At 68.1% G+C, this 15609-nt stretch carries 13 protein-coding genes and 2 pseudogenes; 5 read left to right on the top strand and 10 right to left on the bottom strand.

The genetic code is table 11. The features are described from left to right. The first annotated feature begins 39 nt into the window (after window positions 1-39). Together HBH26_RS13225 and HBH26_RS13220 are read left to right on the top strand one after the other, a co-directional pair. Window positions 40-2112 carry a catalase gene (locus tag HBH26_RS13225; RefSeq protein ID WP_168135105.1) on the top strand — a complete coding sequence of 691 codons (2073 nt, stop codon included), beginning with the start codon at window positions 40-42 and terminating at the stop codon, window positions 2110-2112. 383 nt (window positions 2113-2495) lie between these two features. Next, a pseudogene (locus HBH26_RS13220) lies at window positions 2496-3833 on the top strand (chloride channel protein). A gap of 371 nt (window positions 3834-4204) precedes the next feature. On the opposite strand, the gene HBH26_RS13210 reads toward HBH26_RS13220, so the two are convergent. From HBH26_RS13210 to HBH26_RS13180, 7 genes are all read right to left on the bottom strand, one after another. Next, complete coding sequence (locus tag HBH26_RS13210) at window positions 4205-4630, bottom strand: Na+/H+ antiporter subunit G (protein ID WP_168135104.1); 426 nt, start codon at window positions 4628-4630, stop codon at window positions 4205-4207. Next, the gene (locus HBH26_RS13205) at window positions 4627-4896 is read right to left on the bottom strand and encodes a K+/H+ antiporter subunit F (RefSeq protein WP_168135103.1); all 270 of its coding nucleotides are present in this window, start codon (window positions 4894-4896) and stop codon (window positions 4627-4629) included. Before HBH26_RS13205 ends, HBH26_RS13210 begins: the two co-directional genes overlap by 4 nt. After that, window positions 4893-5381, bottom strand: a complete 489-nt coding sequence (locus tag HBH26_RS13200; RefSeq protein WP_168135102.1) for a Na+/H+ antiporter subunit E — start codon at window positions 5379-5381, stop codon at window positions 4893-4895. Before HBH26_RS13200 ends, HBH26_RS13205 begins: the two co-directional genes overlap by 4 nt. Next, on the bottom strand, window positions 5378-6901 hold the full coding sequence (locus HBH26_RS13195; protein ID WP_168135101.1) for a monovalent cation/H+ antiporter subunit D: 1524 nt from the start codon (window positions 6899-6901) through the stop codon (window positions 5378-5380). The genes HBH26_RS13200 and HBH26_RS13195 overlap by 4 nt, the downstream gene beginning before the upstream one ends. Further along, entirely contained in the window at window positions 6898-7251 is a 354-nt protein-coding gene (locus HBH26_RS13190) for a Na+/H+ antiporter subunit C (RefSeq protein WP_209308552.1), read from the bottom strand. The genes HBH26_RS13195 and HBH26_RS13190 overlap by 4 nt, the downstream gene beginning before the upstream one ends. Continuing rightward, complete coding sequence (locus HBH26_RS13185; protein WP_168135100.1) at window positions 7248-10058, bottom strand: monovalent cation/H+ antiporter subunit A; 2811 nt, start codon at window positions 10056-10058, stop codon at window positions 7248-7250. The genes HBH26_RS13190 and HBH26_RS13185 overlap by 4 nt, the downstream gene beginning before the upstream one ends. Before the next feature lie 285 nt (window positions 10059-10343). After that, entirely contained in the window at window positions 10344-10799 is a 456-nt protein-coding gene (locus HBH26_RS13180; protein ID WP_168135099.1) for a hypothetical protein, read from the bottom strand. 197 nt (window positions 10800-10996) lie between these two features. Here HBH26_RS13180 and HBH26_RS13175 point away from each other — a divergent pair. After that, a pseudogene (locus tag HBH26_RS13175) lies at window positions 10997-11260 on the top strand (integrase core domain-containing protein); the annotation flags it as partial. Between the two features lie 117 nt (window positions 11261-11377). On the opposite strand, the gene HBH26_RS13170 reads toward HBH26_RS13175, so the two are convergent. Further along, on the bottom strand, window positions 11378-11707 hold the full coding sequence (locus tag HBH26_RS13170; protein WP_168135097.1) for a hypothetical protein: 330 nt from the start codon (window positions 11705-11707) through the stop codon (window positions 11378-11380). A gap of 468 nt (window positions 11708-12175) precedes the next feature. Between HBH26_RS13170 and HBH26_RS13165 the strand changes: the two genes are divergently transcribed. Both HBH26_RS13165 and HBH26_RS13160 read left to right on the top strand, forming a co-directional pair. Further along, the gene (locus HBH26_RS13165; RefSeq protein ID WP_168135096.1) at window positions 12176-13210 is read left to right on the top strand and encodes a glycerophosphodiester phosphodiesterase family protein; all 1035 of its coding nucleotides are present in this window, start codon (window positions 12176-12178) and stop codon (window positions 13208-13210) included. 78 nt (window positions 13211-13288) lie between these two features. Next, window positions 13289-14128 (top strand): peptidylprolyl isomerase, encoded by an 840-nt coding sequence (locus tag HBH26_RS13160; protein WP_239024793.1) that lies wholly within the window; start codon window positions 13289-13291, stop codon window positions 14126-14128. Here the strand turns inward: HBH26_RS13160 and HBH26_RS13155 are convergent, their stop codons facing one another. Continuing rightward, entirely contained in the window at window positions 14129-15298 is a 1170-nt protein-coding gene (locus HBH26_RS13155; protein WP_168135094.1) for an ROK family transcriptional regulator, read from the bottom strand. It lies immediately after the preceding gene. Next, complete coding sequence (locus HBH26_RS13150) at window positions 15295-15474, bottom strand: hypothetical protein (protein ID WP_168135093.1); 180 nt, start codon at window positions 15472-15474, stop codon at window positions 15295-15297. The genes HBH26_RS13155 and HBH26_RS13150 overlap by 4 nt, the downstream gene beginning before the upstream one ends. Between the last annotated feature and the right edge of the window lie 135 nt (window positions 15475-15609).

Here is a 15609-nt window from a genome sequence, read left to right as displayed (position 1 = left end):
GTTACATGGATCAACCGATCCGGCGAGCGAGGACCACCGATGACCGAGACGACGACCACCACCGGCAGCGGTGGCGAGACCCACCAGCGCGTGACTGGCGACGCCGCCGTGCTGACCACCAACCACGGGGTTCCCGTCGGCGACAACCAGAACAGCCTGAAATCGGGCGCGCGCGGCCCGACGCTGCTGGAGGATTTTGTTCTTCGCGAGAAGATCTTCCACTTCGACCACGAACGCATTCCCGAGCGCATCGTCCACGCCCGCGGTTCCGGCGCGCACGGCGTGTTCGAGGCCACCGCGGACATCTCCGACCTGTCGAAGGCGGCGGTCTTCACCAAGGGCGAGCACACCGAGGTCTTCGTCCGCTTCTCCACCGTCGCGGGCGGCGCCGGCAGCGTCGACACGCCGCGCGACGTGCGCGGCTTCGCCGTCAAATTCTACACGCGCGAGGGCAATTGGGACCTCGTCGGCAACAACATCCCCGTCTTCTTCATCCAGGACGCGATCAAGTTTCCCGACCTCGTCCACTCGGTGAAGATGGAGGCGGACCGCGCCTATCCGCAGGCGGGCAGCGCACACGATACCTTCTGGGACTGGGCGTCGCTGATGCCCGAAACCACGCACATGCTGATGTGGGCGATGAGCGACCGCACGCTGCCGCGCTCCTTCCGCACGATGGAAGGGTTCGGCGTCCACACCTTCAAGCTGGTGAATGCCGAGGGGAGGGCCAGTTTCGTCAAATTCCATTGGAAGCCGCGGCTGGGGCTGCAATCGACCATCTGGGACGAGGCGCTGAAGCTGCAGGCGGCCGACAACGACTATCAGCGCCGCGATCTGTGGGAAGCGATCGACACCGGCGCGTATCCGCAATGGGACCTCGGCATCCAGGTGTTCGACGAGGAGTTCGCGCGGGCGCAGCCCTACGACGTGCTCGACGCGACGAAGCTGATCCCGGAAGACGACGTGCCCGTGCGGATCATCGGCACGCTGACGCTGAACCGCAATCCGGACAATTTCTTCGCAGAGACCGAGCAGGTCGCCTTCCTGCCGACCAACATCGTGCCGGGAATCGATTTCTCGAACGACCCGCTGCTGCAAGGGCGGCTGTTCAGCTATCTCGACACGCAGAACTCGCGGCTGGGCACGACGAACTTTCACCAGATCCCGATCAACGCCCCGCGCTGCCCGTTCGGCAACTTCCAGCGCGACGGCAAGATGCAGACGCAGGTGCCCAAGGGCCGCGCCAATTACGAGCCCAACAGCCTCGCCGCGCACGGCGAGGACGGCGGCCCGCGCGAGAGCGCGGAGCGTGGCTTCGCGACGGTGAACGCGGCGACCGGCGGCGACGAGCAGGGCGACAAGCAGCGCATCCGCGCCGAGCTGTTCGCCGACCATTACAGCCAGGCCCGGCTCTTCTACCGCTCGCAGACGGAAAGCGAGCAGGCGCATATCGCCTCCTCCTTCGTCTTCGAGCTGTCGAAGGTCGGCGTGCTCGACCAGGTGCCGCCACGCATGGTCGCGAACCTGCGCAACGTCGACGAGGACCTCGCCCGCCGCGTCGCCGACGGGCTGGGCATCGCCCTGCCGGAGAAGGCCGCCGCGGCGCGCGAGCCGGTCGACATGGCGCCGTCCGACGCGCTGTCGATCCACAAGAACATGAAGGCGACGCTGGAGGGACGCAGCGTCGGCATCCTGTATGCCGACGACAGCGACGGCGCCGAGATCGAGGCGCTGGTCGCCGCGGTGGCAGCCGCGAAGGGCAAGGCCGTGCTGGTCGCGCCCAAGGTGGGCGGCGCGACGCTGAAGGACGGGTCGAGGCGCAAGGCGGACGGGCAGCTCGCCGGATCGCCGAGCCAGATCTTCGACGCGGTGGCGATCGTGCTGTCCGCCGACGGCTGCGCCGCGCTGCTGAAGGAGGCCGCTGCGGTGCAGTTCGTGATGGATGCCTTCGGCCACCTGAAGGCGATCGGCGCCAGCGACGCGGCCCGGCCCCTGCTCGACAAGGCAGGCGTCGAGCCGGACGACGGCGTCACCGACTTGGGCGGCGCCTTCATCGCGGCAGCCGGCAGGCGCTTCTACGCGCGAGAGCCGGGGGTGCGCACGCTGGCGTGATCGCGCCCGGCGCGCCGCGGCAATTCCGGCGTCGTGATGGATGTGGCCGAGGCGGCAAAACTTCCATGCGGGGCAAAATGCTTGCCAGGTGATCGATCCAACTTGCCGGCAGGAAGGGGTACGTCGCGGCGCCGCCGAGCGAATCGGCGGCGGCGGCGGAACCGCGGCGGTGCGCGCCAGCGTCTCCGCTTCGTCGGCTACGCGACGGACATCCCAGTCCTGCCCGTCCGGATAGGCGTCGACGAGCAGGGGACCGGTGCTGGCGGGGATGCCAGCCATGCCGATCCCCGCCGGCAACCCGCACAGGCCGCCCGCGATCATGCGCACCGCGTCACCGCTCTGCGCGCTGGCTTTCGCGTGATGATGATGGGAAAGCCGCTGCCATGTCCGACACACCATTGCCACGACGTTCGGAACGTCTGTGGACGCCCGCGCGCTACCGCGCCCTCCTGCGTGCACGCGGGCCGCGATCGGTCCAGTTCAGGACGCGGATCGCGATCCTGCTCGGCGCCGTAGCGATCGGCCTTGCCGCGACGGCGTTCGCCGCGGCTGCGGACGCCGCGGCGGAGGTCTTCACCCGCTACTCGGCGCGCTTCCGCTGGGCGCCGCTGGTCACGACGCCGCTGTTGTTCGGCATCCTCGTCTGGCTGACGCGTCGCTACGTACCGCTGGCGCGAGGGTCGGGCATTCCATAGGTGATCGCGGCGCAGAAAGATCCCGAGCGTGCGACCGCGTCGCTCGTGTCGGTGCGCACCGTCCTTGGCAAGGCGATGCTGACGCTGGCGGCAGTGATGAGCGGCGCGTCGGTCGGTCGCGATGGCCCGACGGTGCAGATCGCCGCGTCGATCATGGGCGTCACCCACCGGCTTCTGCGGGTGCCGCTACGCGGCGCGGTGCTGATCGCGGGTGGGGCGGCGGGCGTGGCGGCGGCATTCAACACGCCGCTCGCCGGGCTGCTGTTCGCCATCGAGGAGCTCGCGTCGGCGTACGAGCAGAAAGTGACGCTGCTGGTCATCGCGGCGATCGTCATCGCGGGCATGGTCGCGCAGTCGGTGCAAGGCGATTACGTCTATTTCGGTGTAATCGGCGCGCACATGCCGCTCTCCGCGGCGCTGGTTGCGGTGCCGGTCGCGGGGGTCGCCGGCGGCGCGGCAGGCGGGTTGTTCGCGCGCGCGATGCTCGCCCTCGCGACCGGCACCGGCCGGGTGACGCGGTGGAGCAAGCGCCGCCCGGTCGCTTTCGCCGCGCTGTGCGGGCTGGTCGTCGGCGGCCTGGGCGTCGCGACCGGGCTGACCTGGGGAACAGGCTATGGCGCGGCGCGGGCGATGATCGTCGGTACCGATGCGCCGTTGTGGTTTGGGCCCGCCAAGTTCGCCGCAACTCTCGCCACGGCGGTCGCGGGATTGCCCGGCGGCATCTTCGCCCCCTCGCTGGCGGTGGGCGCAGGCATCGGCAACCTCCTCCAGTGGCTGTTTCCCGACTACCCGGCATCCGCGATCGTGATCCTGGGAATGGCCGCCTATTTCGCCGGCGTCGTCCGCGCGCCGTTGACCGCGGTCATCATCCTGTCGGAGACGACCGCAAGCCGCGGACTGATGCTTCCGATGTTCGCCGCTGCCTTCATCGCCGACGCGGTGAGCCAGTTCATCTGCCGCGACAAGCTCTATCACGGTCTGTCCCGAACGTTCGCGATGCCGCTCGCGGAGGGCGGGCGGACGTAACCTCGTCAACTCCGCCTGCTCCACGCACGGCCGTACAGCGGTCTCGTTTCGTGTCTGTCACGCGGAGCCGAGGCCACCTCCCCCCTGCCCCTCACCGCAGCCACGCGATGGCGGCGCAGGTGGACATGCCGACGATGACGTTCATGGGAAGACCGATCTTCACGAAATCGGAGAAGCGGTAGTCGGCCGCCGCATAGACCATGGTGTTGGTTTGATACCCGACCGGCGCGATCGAACCAATGGACCGCCAGCGCCACGCCGATCAGCGCCAGCGCGAGCAGCGCCCGCCACGACAGCGCCAGCCACACCGGCGTCCGGCTGCGGCGGTAAAGGTGGTAATCGGGGCGGGCGCCGTCGATTTCCACGGCCGGTCAGTCGCTCGCGGTCGAGGCGGGCGTGCCTGGCTGCGGTGCCGCGAACGTCGCCCAGTCCGCGCCTTCGTCACCCTCGCCGCCGGGTCTCGGCGGCGCGCCGGCGATGCTGTCGCGCTCTGTGGCGGCGCCGGCGCGCGTGCGATGCAGGTGGACCTTGGCGATCATGTTGGCCGAGATCGGCGCGGTGATGAACAGGAACAGCGAGATCAGCAGCTCGTGCGCGGTCCAGATGCCGAGCCGCAGCTGGAAATAGACGACGGAGGCGAGCAGCAGCCCGCCGAGTCCCAGCGTCGTCGCCTTGGTCGGCCCGTGCAGTCGCTCCATCGTCGAGGGAAGGCGCACGAGACCCCAGCTGCCGATCAGGGCGAAACCGCCGCCCAGGAGCAGCAGCGCCACGATCGCGATGTCGGCGAGAACACTCATTCCACGATGTCTCCGCGCAGGATGAACTTGCAATAGGCGATGGTGCTCACGAACCCCACCATCGCCAGCAGCAGCGCGGCCTCGAAATAGGTGTCGTTGCCGCCGATCATGCCGATCAGGACGATCAGCGCGATGGCGTTGATGACCATCGTGTCGAGCGCCACGATCCGGTCTCCCAGCGACGGCCCGCGCAGCAGCCGCCACAGGTTCAGGACCAGCGCCAGCGCGATGCAGCCCGCCGCGATGTGGAGCGCGATGCCGATCATGCGAAGATCCGTTGCAGCCGCGCCTCGTAGCGGGTCTTGATCCGCGCGATCTCCGCCGCCTCGTCCCCGACGTCGAGCGCGTGGACCAGGAGGAAGCGGCCGTCCGCCGACACGTCCGACGATATCGTGCCGGGCGTCAGGCTGATCGTGCCGGCCAGCATCGTGATCGCCTCCGGCGTGGTCAGCCGGATCGGGATTACCAGCCAGCGCGCGCGCAGGTCGCGGTTGCGGCGGAACAGGATCAGCCGCGCGACCTGGAAGTTGGCGACGACGATGTCGAGCACGACGATCGCCAGATAGCCGAGGAAGGCGCGGCCGAAGCGCATCCGGGGGCGATCCGGCCAGAAGGGCTGGGTGAATTTGGGCAGGACCAAGGCGAAGACGCCGCCGAGCAAGGCTCCGCCGATGGTGACGTCGTTGGCCATCAGCAGCCAGACGATCAGCAGCATCGCCGACAATCCGGGATGGGGCAGCAGCCGCTTCATCGCGCCGCACCCAGGACCGCGGTGATGTAGCGCCCGGGCGCCATCACCTGGGCGGCGGCGGCGTGGGCCTGCGCCGCCGCCCAGCCGGCGAACACGGTCAGCGCCGCCAGCAGGATCAGCAGCGTCGCCGGCGCGATGAAGTCGGCGCGCGGCCGGGGCATCGCCGAGATCGGATCGGCATCTGGCGCCGCCGTTTTCCAGAACAGCGAGGATCCGCTGCGCGCAAAGCCCACGACGCCGATCAGCGTGGTGCCCAGGATGGTGGCCCAGATCGCGGGCCAGCCGGGCACGGCGAAGCTGGCGTCCAGGATCAGCAGCTTGCCGACGAACCCCGTGAGCGGCGGCAGCCCGACCGCCGCGATCGCCGCGGCGAGGTACAGCAGGCCCGCCGCATCCTGCCCGGCGAAGCGCGGGCTCGGCACGACGGCGTCGGCATATTGGCCGCGCCGCCGCATCGTCGCGTCGGCGACCAGGAACAGGGCCGCGCCCGCGAAGATCGCCTGCACCATGTAATAGAGCGCGGCAGCCAGCGCTCCCTCCCGCCACACCGCTACCGGCATCAGCAGCGTGCCGGTCGACGCCAGCACCGCGAACGCGGCCTGTTCGCGCATCCCCCGCGCCACCAGCACGCCGACGAACCCGATGATGGCGCCCATGATCCCCGCGGGCAGCAGCCAGGGTGCGGGCACCCACGCCGCGGCGCCCGCCGATGCGCCGAAGACCAGCGGCACGGTGCGGATCATCGCATAGACGCCCACCTTCGTCATGATCGCGAACAGCGCGGCGACGACCGGCATTGTCGCGGCATAGGTGCGCGGCAGCCACAGGTGGAGCGGCACCGCCGCCGCCTTCAGCGCGAACACCGTCGTCAGCAACAGCCCGGCGATGCGCAGCAGCCCCTGGTCCTCCCGTCCCAGCGCGGCGACCCGGACGGCCAGATCCGCCATGTTGAGCGTCGCGGTCAGGCCGTAGAGCAGCCCCAGCGCGACCAGGAACAGCGCCGATCCGACGATGTTGACGACGACATAGGCGACGCCCGCCTTCAGCCGCAGCGCGCCCTGTCCGTGCAGCATCAGGCCGTAGGAAGCGATCAGCAGCACCTCGAAGAACACGAAGAGGTTGAACAGGTCGCCGGTCAGGAACGCGCCGTTGATGCCGAGAAGCTGGAAGTGGAACAGCGGATGGAAATGCCATCCCTTGCGGTCCGCGCCCGTGACGATCGCGTGCACCCATACCACCGTGGACAGGATCGCCGCCACCAGCAGCATCGTCGCCGACAGCCGGTCGAGCACGAGCACGATGCCGAACGGCGCCGACCACGCGCCCAGCGCGTAGCTGCGGATCGCGTCGTCCTGCGCGATGCCGAACAGCGCGATCGCCGCGGCCAGCGTCGCGGCGCATCCGCCCAGCGACACGGACAGGCCAAGCGCGCGGCGACGCCGCATCGACAGCATCGCGACCGGCGCGACGATCGCGGGCACGATCACCGGCGCGATCATCAGGTGATCGGACGCGCTCATGCGGCCTCGTCCCCGTCGCGTCCGGCCCGGCCGTCGACCTGGTCCGACCCGCTCTCCAGAAAACTGCGCAGCGACAGGATGACGGTCAGCGCGGTCATGCCGAAGGTAATGACGATCGCGGTCAGGACCAGCGCCTGGGGCAGCGGATCGGCATGGTGCGTCACGTCCTTCGACCACAGCGGCGGGCGATCGACGACCAACCGGCCGACCGCGAAAAGGAACAGGTTGACCGCATAGGACAGCAGCGTCAGCCCCAGCACCACCTGGAACGTGCGTGCCCGAAGCGCGAGATAGATGCCGCCCGCCACCAGCGTCGCGATGGCGGAGGCGACGAGGAATTCCAGGCTCATGCCGCGTCCTCCTCGTCGTGCCGGGCGGCACGCTGTGCGACATGCGCCAGCTGCGCCAGCGCCATCATCACCGCCCCCACCACGACGCAGGCGACGCCCAGGTCGAACAGCATTGCCGTCGCCAGCTCGAATTCGCCGATCAGCGGCAGGTGGAAATGGTCGAAGCTGCTCGACAGGAACGGCGCGCCGAACAGCAGCGCCCCCGCCCCCGTCGCGACGGCGATCAGCACCCCCGCGCCGATCAGGCCATGTTCCCCGAACTTTCGCCGCTCGTCGGTCCAGTCGAAGCCGGAGGCGAGATATTGCAGCAGGATGGCGATCGAGAATACCAGCGCGGCGATGAACCCGCCGCCGGGCTGGTTGTGCCCGCGCAGGAAGATGTAGCTGCCCACCAGCAGCGCCAGCGGCAACAGCAGCCGGGTCGCCATCACGAACATCATCGGGTGCCGCTCGGGCGAATGCCGGTCGTCCGATCGCCAAGCGCGCAGCCGCCGGCCGGCCACGCCGCGCGCCGCCGGTTGGAGCAGCGCGTAAATGGCGAGGCCGGCGATCCCCAGCACGATGATCTCGCCCAGCGTATCGAACGCGCGGAAGTCCACCAGCGTCACGTTGACGACGTTGGTGCCGCCCCCGCCGGCATAGCTGTTCTCCCAATGGAAGCGCGACACGCCCTCGCGCTCCGGGCGGGTCATGATCGTCCAGGCGAGCCATCCGGTGCCGGCCCCGCCGGCCACCGCGATGGCACCGTCCCGCAGGCGGCGCGTCGCACCCGACAGGCGGGGCGGACGGCCGGGGAGCAGGTGAAGCGCCAGCAGCATCAGCAGGATCGTCACGACCTCCACCGCGATCTGGGTCAGCGCGAGGTCCGGCGCGGAAAGGTGAACGAAGGCGAGCGCCATGACGAGGCCGATGACGCTGATGAAGATCAGCGCGAGATACCGGCGCCGGTCGGCCGCCAGCACCGCGCCCGTGGCGACGACCATCACCGCCCAAGCGACAACCGCCACCGGCGAGGCGGGCGTCGTCGGCCGCGATCCCGCAGCAACGCCGAAGCGCCACCCCGCCTCCATTCCCAGCGTCATGACGACGACGAACAGGACCGCCAGGTAGCGTTGCAGCGACGCGACGTGGAGCAGGTCCGACAGCCGACGCAGCCCCTCCACGATCGCCGTCATGCCGCCGTCGAACAGATGCTTGGCGTCGGGCGACGGCAGGCGGGCGACGGCACGCTCGAGGGCGGGGTAGCGCCACAACAGCAGGATGGCGATCGCGACCGCGCCCAGGCTCATCGCCAACGCCGGATTGATACCGTGCCACAGCGCCAGGTGCAGGTCCGGCCGCCCGTCGCCCGTCACCGCTTCGCTAGCCGCCGCGACCAGCGGCGCCGCGAGCGTCATCGGCAACAGGCCGAGCGCGAGCGCGAAGCCGACCAGGACCGCCGGCGGGCCGAGAAGGATCGCGCCGGGATCGTGCGGTGTGGCGACCTCTCCGGTCTTGCGCGCACCGAGATGCAGCGCCACCGCGTAGCGTAGCGAATAGCCCGCCGACAGCATCGCCGCGATCGTCGCCAGCACAGGCACCAGCAGCGCGCGCCCCGCCCACGCCGTTTCGGCGCTCCGCTCCAGCATCATCTCCTTCGAGATGAACCCGCCCAGCGGCGGCAGGCCGGCCATGGCCGCGGCGGCCAGCACACCCAGCGTCGCGGTCAGCGGCATGATCGCCGCCAGCCCGCCCAGCCGCCGGATGTCGCGCGTGCCGGTCTCATGGTTGACGATGCCGGCGTGCATGAACAGCGCCGCCTTGAACGCGGCATGGTTCATGATGTGGAAGATCGCCGCCGCCACCGCTGCGCCCGTGCCGAAGCCGAGCAGCATCACCATGAGCCCCAATTGGCTGATCGTCGAATAGGCGAGGATCGCCTTCAGGTCGTGGCGGAACAGCGCAACGCCGGCGCCGAACAGCATCGTCACCAGCCCGACCGGCGCCACGATGCCGAACCACCAGTCGGTGCCCGCCAGCACAGGCCACAGCCGAGCGAGCAGGAATACGCCCGCCTTCACCATCGTCGCCGAATGAAGATAGGCGCTGACCGGGGTGGGGGCGGCCATGGCGTGCGGCAGCCAGAAGTGGAACGGGAATTGCGCCGACTTGGTGAAGGCGCCGGCCAGGATCAGGACCAGGATCGCCGGGTACAGCGGCGACGCCTGGACGAGGTCGCCGCGCGACAGGATGGTGACCAGATCGTAACTGCCCGCCGCCTTGCCCAGCAGCAGCATTCCCGCGATCAGCGCAAGCCCGCCGCCACCGGTGATGCTCAGCGCCATCCGTGCCCCCTGCCGCGCCTCCGCGCGATCGCGCCAGAAACCGATCAGCAGGAAGGAGGCAAGGCTGGTCAGTTCCCAGAATACCAGCATCAGCAGCACGTTGCTGGACAAGGCGATGCCGACCATCGCCCCCTGGAACAGCATCAGGAAGGACAGGAACCGCGCCGTCGACTCGTCCTTGGCGAGGTAGCCCTGCGCATACACGACGACGAGCAGCCCGATGCCCAGGATCAGTCCGGCGAACAGCAGCGCCAGCGGATCGAGCCACAGGCTGAAGTCCAGGCCGAGGGTCGGCAGCCAGGCGACGGTCGTCCGGGGAATATGACCCGACAGCACGGCGCTCGCCTGCGACAGCAGGACGCCGAGCCCACCCGCGCTGCCGATCGCGGCGATCGCCATGTGCACGCCGCGCGACGCCCGCCGCACCGCCATCAACACGATAGCCGTGAGGAACGGCAGGAGGATCAAGGCCAGCAACGACACGCCTGCTATCCTAGCCCAAGGTCCGGGTTCGATGACGCCGGCACTCCCCGGCCGAACGCGGGGCGCCCGGGCGGCGCGGGCGATGACGGACGAAGGGGGGCGGCACAGGCAAGCCGATGCTCCAGGCGCAAGCGTTCACGCGTTGGCGGCCCGACCAACGTTAGAACCTGCCCGCACAGCCTGTCGCGAACACCCGGGGCGTCATATCGCAGACGGCCGGCGCGTTCACAACCCCGCTTGCCCGTTCATCCGTCCGGGGCCGCGCCCGCACGCGCCGCCTTCGCGTCACCGAGACGCCAGCGCTCGAGCACGTCGTTGGCGATCTGCGCGACGGTGAAGCCGGTCAGGTCGCGAAAGCCCTTCTCCCTCCACCTGCGCGGCGAGCAACCATGCCAGGCTGCGGCGGCCTTCGGGCGCCTCCCGCGCGATATAGGCCGCCAACGGCCGCGATCGGGGCGCCAGGCGATAGACGAAGGGGAGAAGGCCGGGCGCCGTGATGGCGAGTGAGATCGCCCCTTCGTCGCTGTCCAGCCTGCTCGCGGTCCAGCCCTCCTGCTCCATCGCGTGCTGCACCGATTGCAGCGCCGGTTCGCCGTTGCGGGCGATCTGTTGCACGATATCTGCGCGGCACACCGGGACCAGCAGCCGCTTGACGCGTTCGCCGACCGACGGCCCCTCACCCGAAGGCATCACGCCGGCCGGGTCGGCGCTGGTCTGCCGGACCAGCCCGAACGCCAGCAACAGCGTCGCGGTGAACCCCAGCAGAATGCAGCAGTACATGCGCTGCCAGCGCGGCGTGTGGTCGGCCCCGCCGGATGCCAGCGTGTCGCACCAGCGCCGCCGTGCTCGTCCTCATCGCGGGCGCGCAGGAGCGCTGCCAACCTGGCGATCGCCGCCTTGATCCTCTTGCTGATCGCCCGCCCCCCTTGCGCCCAGCGTTCACTGCCGTCCTCCACCGTGAGCAAATCGCCATCAGCATGGACGGCAAGGAGTGCTGGCGTGACGCCGTGCTTGTGGAGCGCCTCTGCCGCTTGGTGAAATATGAGGAGGTATACCTCAACGCCTACGCGTCGATCCCCGAAGCGCGCGCCGGCATCGACCGCGACATGGCGTTCTGCAATGCCGTCAGGCCGCATTCCACGCTTGGCGCTCGCATCCCTGACCAGATACACTTCGACCAGCCGCTACTCGCAGCGGCGTGATCCATCAGCGGCAATCCCCTTATCCATGCCGCGAGCCTGTGCAGACGAACCGCGGGTAAGGTGCCTCGACAGGCTGTCGTAGCATAGGAACCTCAGTGCTCGATCCGGGCGGATCGCTTATCTGCCACCGCTTGCATGCAATATGATCCGTACGCTTCTGTCCCCAATCTCCTCGACTTGCGGCTGCTCAGTGAGCGCATGGCCGCGCTGCTGTAAGATGGCAGGGATATCGAGCCGGATCATCTTTTCGTAATCCGCGAGATCTTGCCCGCCTGCCGGCACCGTCGCAGTCGCTTCAATCGCGCACGCCTGTTGGGAGCACCGCGTCGCGACGTTGCTCAATCCCGGAAAGGAGGAAGCTACAAGCGTCTGCAGCGCTAACGCAGGATCACCGTCCGGCATCGCGGTAGGCAACGCAGGGGGCAGAGCTTTTCTTTCGTCGATCATGTCGCTCCCCGCAGCCACGATGCGGACGGATCCGCTCGCGGCACGGGGGCCGGACTGATCGCTACGGGAACTCGACCACATCGCTGCAATCCCGAGCATTATTACCGCCAAGAGGCCCGCAGCCAACATTTTCAGGGCAGGCGTCGGCATAGGCGATGGCGTCATGATGCTACTCCCTCCTTCCTCATGTACCAACGCAATATGTCACTAAAGGTACTTAAATGTGACGACAGCGCGTCATGCCGCTGGCATAGGGAATGCGCGAGGGCGACGAATCGTCCTCGTTCAAGCCATTGCCCAGCGCTACGCCACAATGCTGGAGTAGGCGGGCGGGCAGGGGAGCAGGAAATGTACCTTTCGGGACCTACACGCATCCAGCGGCTTTGCGTCACGGGTTTGGCGACGATGCTGCTCATGGCGCCGGCCGCCGCCAGCGCACAGGGGCTGTGTCAGCTGGCCTGAGAGCGGATGAGGACGATCCTGGGCAACGATCGCGATCCGGATACGATGGTGTTGGCCCATCGCGGCTGGTGGGGCCGGTTCGCGAGGACGGCGGATCTGCCGGAGAATTCCCATTGGGCGATCGACGCCGCGTCGGTGAACTGCGCCGACGGCATCGAACTCGACGTGAAGATGACGAGGAACGGCGAGCCGGTGCTGATGCACGACTTCAATCTCGGCCGGACCACGAACATCTGGCAGGTCGCCCGCGGGGACAAATACGATCCGATCCGCAACGTCGGGCAGAACCCCGCGGTCAGCAGCCTGGATTCAAGCGTGATCGGCCAGTTGTTCCTCCTGACGCCGGACCGTTCCCGGCTCACGCGGGAGCGGGTGCCCAGGGTGGACGACGTGCTTCGCAAGTGGGTGGAGGGGATCGCCGGCACCTACGCCCCATTGGTTTTCGATATCAAGACCACCGACGCGGTTCGCGCGGTCGATGCTCATGTCCACCAACGAATGGCGGGATATGGTAAGACCATCGTCGCGGCTAAGGTCAACGCCACCCTCTATCCTACTCCGGGAGCGTTCTTTCGTGATTCGTCGAACATGAGCCCGATCCCCGTCTTCACGACGAACATGCTGGGCGTGACGAACGTGGCGGAGTCCGTTCTCGGCTGGTCGATGCAGGTGAATACTCTTGAGATCAACATGAAGCAGCCGCGAGGTCTTCTTTCGCCTGAAGTGGCAAACTCCCTAGCATCGGGCGACCGTGTCGGTGTTTTTCAGGCCATACCCGACGGTCCGCGCTTGGGTGAATTCTACAAGAATACCGGCGCCTGCTGCTACAAGCTTTCCGACCTGTACTACACTTACAGATTTCCCGGTGGGACCAGCCGCGACACGGCGGATCTCCGCGGGGATCTGAACTACATCACGCAGCAACGCTTCGGCCTCATCACGACCGACGATCCCGACACGGCGGTCCGTTTCCTCGATCGGAAGGGCCTGCGGCAGCGGCATCCCAAGGGATATTTCATCACCCCTACCACGCCGCGTTGACGGGGCGCGCCTTTCCGACAACCGGGCCGGTCATCCGTCAGGATGACCGGCCTTTCAGGATGTGAGCCGGTGAAGTCGATGTTCATGAAGATGTTCCTCGCGGGCGTGCTGTGCTGTCTCATGGGAGCGAGTGGAATGGCCGTTGGCCAGGAACGGGCGTCGTCCGAGCCGCTTCCCGTAGAGACCGCCGACGTGGCGCGGCTGGTGCGAGCCAAGGTGCCCTGGACCTGGCTGCTGAAGGACCCGGACGCCGGCACCGCCGTCGTTACTGCCGACCAACTGTCGCAGGCGCGGGCGATCCGTCGGATCGCGAAGTTGGCGCGCAGCCGGAGCCTGGATGATGACGTGCGGTACACGCGCTTGCGAAATGCGCTGGACGACGCAGCGCTTGCTGAACTTGCACGGCTGGACCTGGAGCGTCAGATCACCATTTCCGACACTGCGCGGGAAGCTTACCTCGCGTCGCATCCCGGTCGTTACGATCAATATCGACTGCGGCATATCTACATCGCCACGAACGGCGCGAGGGATGGTTCGAACCGGTCGGACGGACAGGCACGCACGATCGCAGAAGAAATCAAAGCCAGACTGGCCAGTGGTGAACAGTTCGAGGCGCTCGCCAGCCAATATTCTGACGACACCGCTACCGCTGCGCAGGGCGGGGAACTTTCGGTCCTGCTGGGCGCCTACATGGCCCGGCCCTTCCTCGACGCCGTTCGAGGGCGCAAGGAAGGTTTCGTCACTTCGCCCGTGAGGGGCGATGAAGGCTACCATCTCATTCGCATTGACCAGCACATTCCCGCGACCGCGACATCGGCATCCTACCAGATCGATCAGGACATCATCGCCGAACGCCTCCCTTCGCTGATCGACGCGGCGCTGGCGCAGGCCGCGCGACCGGACGTGGCGAACAGATGATCAGGGCACCGCTTCGTCAGGGTCGAAGAAGGCTGCGCGCAGCGGAAGGCACGCGGCACCGATCGCGGCCGCGTCTCCTTCAACGCGCGACGTCACGATGCGACTGGCCGGCCGCTGATAGCCGCACCGGACCGGATTGGTCAGCGTGATGCGCTCTGCCAGCCGGCTCGCCAGCGACGGCGGCAAACGGCCGCCCAGAACGATCATGGGCGGATCGAACGTGGCCCAGATCGCCGAGGCAACGAGGTCGAGCGACGGACTCACGCGGTCGAGCCATGTGTCAACCGCGGGATGGCCGGCATCGAAGCGCTCAAGCATCGACCGTATGTCGTCGAACGCTTCTCCCGCCTCTGCCAGGCACAGGCGCAATTCCTCCAGATTGGGCTGCGGCCACCCTGCCGGCAGGATGGAGGCGAATTCGCCCGCGTTGCCGTGATGCCCGCGCAGGCTCCCCCCGCGCGAGATCACCCCACCCCCGAAGCCGGCCGAGAAATACAGGTAAGCGAAGTCCGCGACCGTGCGGCCATGCCCGAGCAGCGCTTCGCCGAGCGCGGCGACGTTGCCGTCGTTGTCGATCCAGACCTTGCGTCCGAACGCTTCGGCCAGAAGCGTGTCGAGCGGCAGCAGCGCCCAGCCGTCGAGTAGCCGCGGCGGGTTGAGCCGGGCACCGTCACCGATGAAGTAGCCGGTCACCCCGACGCCGACGCCCACCAAGGTGTGCGGATCGCGATCAGCCGCGTCGATGGCGGCATCGATCATCGCTCCGATCCGACGTGTCGTCCGATCGAACGGCTCGTCGCGGAGGCGCGCGGTTCGTGCGGAGAGGACGTTGCCCGCGATATCGAGCAGGACCAGGGACAGCGCATCGGTCATGACCGACAGGCCTACGGAAAAGGCGGCGCTTCCGACCAGATGCAGCGCGGTACTCGGCTTGCCGCGGCCCTGCACAACCGGCGCGCTTTCCGCGATCAAGCCACGGGAGAGGAGAGGTTCGACGAGGCGTGTGACCGAATGCGGCGCAAGCCCGGTCAAACGGGCGAGATCGGCACGGCTCGCGGGACCGAGACGGGAAAGCAGGTCGAGCAGCACGCGCTCGTTGGCGGTCGCGGTGCGCCTGCCGTCTTCGCGCAGAAATCGTGGAGGAAAGTCGCCTGCGCTGATGCCGTTCATGTCGCATGAAGGTCGTGGCGGCGCCGGCATGTCAAGCACAGCAGGGCGGCGAAGGCGCAGGTCGATGCGATGGCGATGGCGAAGAACACGAAGCCGGTGGCGGTGAACACTGGCGAGCGCCCGAGCCCGCCTGCGAGCACCAGGCCCGACGCCCCGAGGGCAAGTTTGGACGTCATGGTATAGAGTGTGGATCGGCGTGGAAAAGGGACCCCGGTAGCGGGGTGATCGGCGTCGAAAAAGGACCCCTCATCCCGGTGGTCTAGGCTGCTCGCTTGGCGGTGTGTCAGGCGGCGAGATCGGGATGCTGGTAT

Source organism: Sphingomonas corticis (genome assembly GCF_012035195.1).
Classification (GTDB): domain Bacteria; phylum Pseudomonadota; class Alphaproteobacteria; order Sphingomonadales; family Sphingomonadaceae; genus Sphingomonas; species Sphingomonas corticis.
The sequence above is the reverse complement of the archived record's forward strand: the minus strand, read 5'-3'. Positions and strand labels throughout refer to the sequence as shown.

Coding starts and splice junctions, on each gene's coding strand:
- HBH26_RS13150 (WP_168135093.1), bottom strand. CDS start 15,474: ATGACGTCCAAACTTGCCCTCGGGGCGTCGGGCCTGGTGCTCGCAGGC.
- HBH26_RS13190 (WP_209308552.1), bottom strand. CDS start 7,251: ATGAGCCTGGAATTCCTCGTCGCCTCCGCCATCGCGACGCTGGTGGCG.
- HBH26_RS13155 (WP_168135094.1), bottom strand. CDS start 15,298: ATGAACGGCATCAGCGCAGGCGACTTTCCTCCACGATTTCTGCGCGAA.
- HBH26_RS13225 (WP_168135105.1), top strand. CDS start 40: ATGACCGAGACGACGACCACCACCGGCAGCGGTGGCGAGACCCACCAG.
- HBH26_RS13205 (WP_168135103.1), bottom strand. CDS start 4,896: ATGATCGGCATCGCGCTCCACATCGCGGCGGGCTGCATCGCGCTGGCG.
- HBH26_RS13200 (WP_168135102.1), bottom strand. CDS start 5,381: ATGAAGCGGCTGCTGCCCCATCCCGGATTGTCGGCGATGCTGCTGATC.
- HBH26_RS13170 (WP_168135097.1), bottom strand. CDS start 11,707: ATGATCGACGAAAGAAAAGCTCTGCCCCCTGCGTTGCCTACCGCGATG.
- HBH26_RS13160 (WP_239024793.1), top strand. CDS start 13,289: ATGTTCATGAAGATGTTCCTCGCGGGCGTGCTGTGCTGTCTCATGGGA.
- HBH26_RS13210 (WP_168135104.1), bottom strand. CDS start 4,630: ATGAGTGTTCTCGCCGACATCGCGATCGTGGCGCTGCTGCTCCTGGGC.
- HBH26_RS13195 (WP_168135101.1), bottom strand. CDS start 6,901: ATGAGCGCGTCCGATCACCTGATGATCGCGCCGGTGATCGTGCCCGCG.
- HBH26_RS13165 (WP_168135096.1), top strand. CDS start 12,176: ATGAGGACGATCCTGGGCAACGATCGCGATCCGGATACGATGGTGTTG.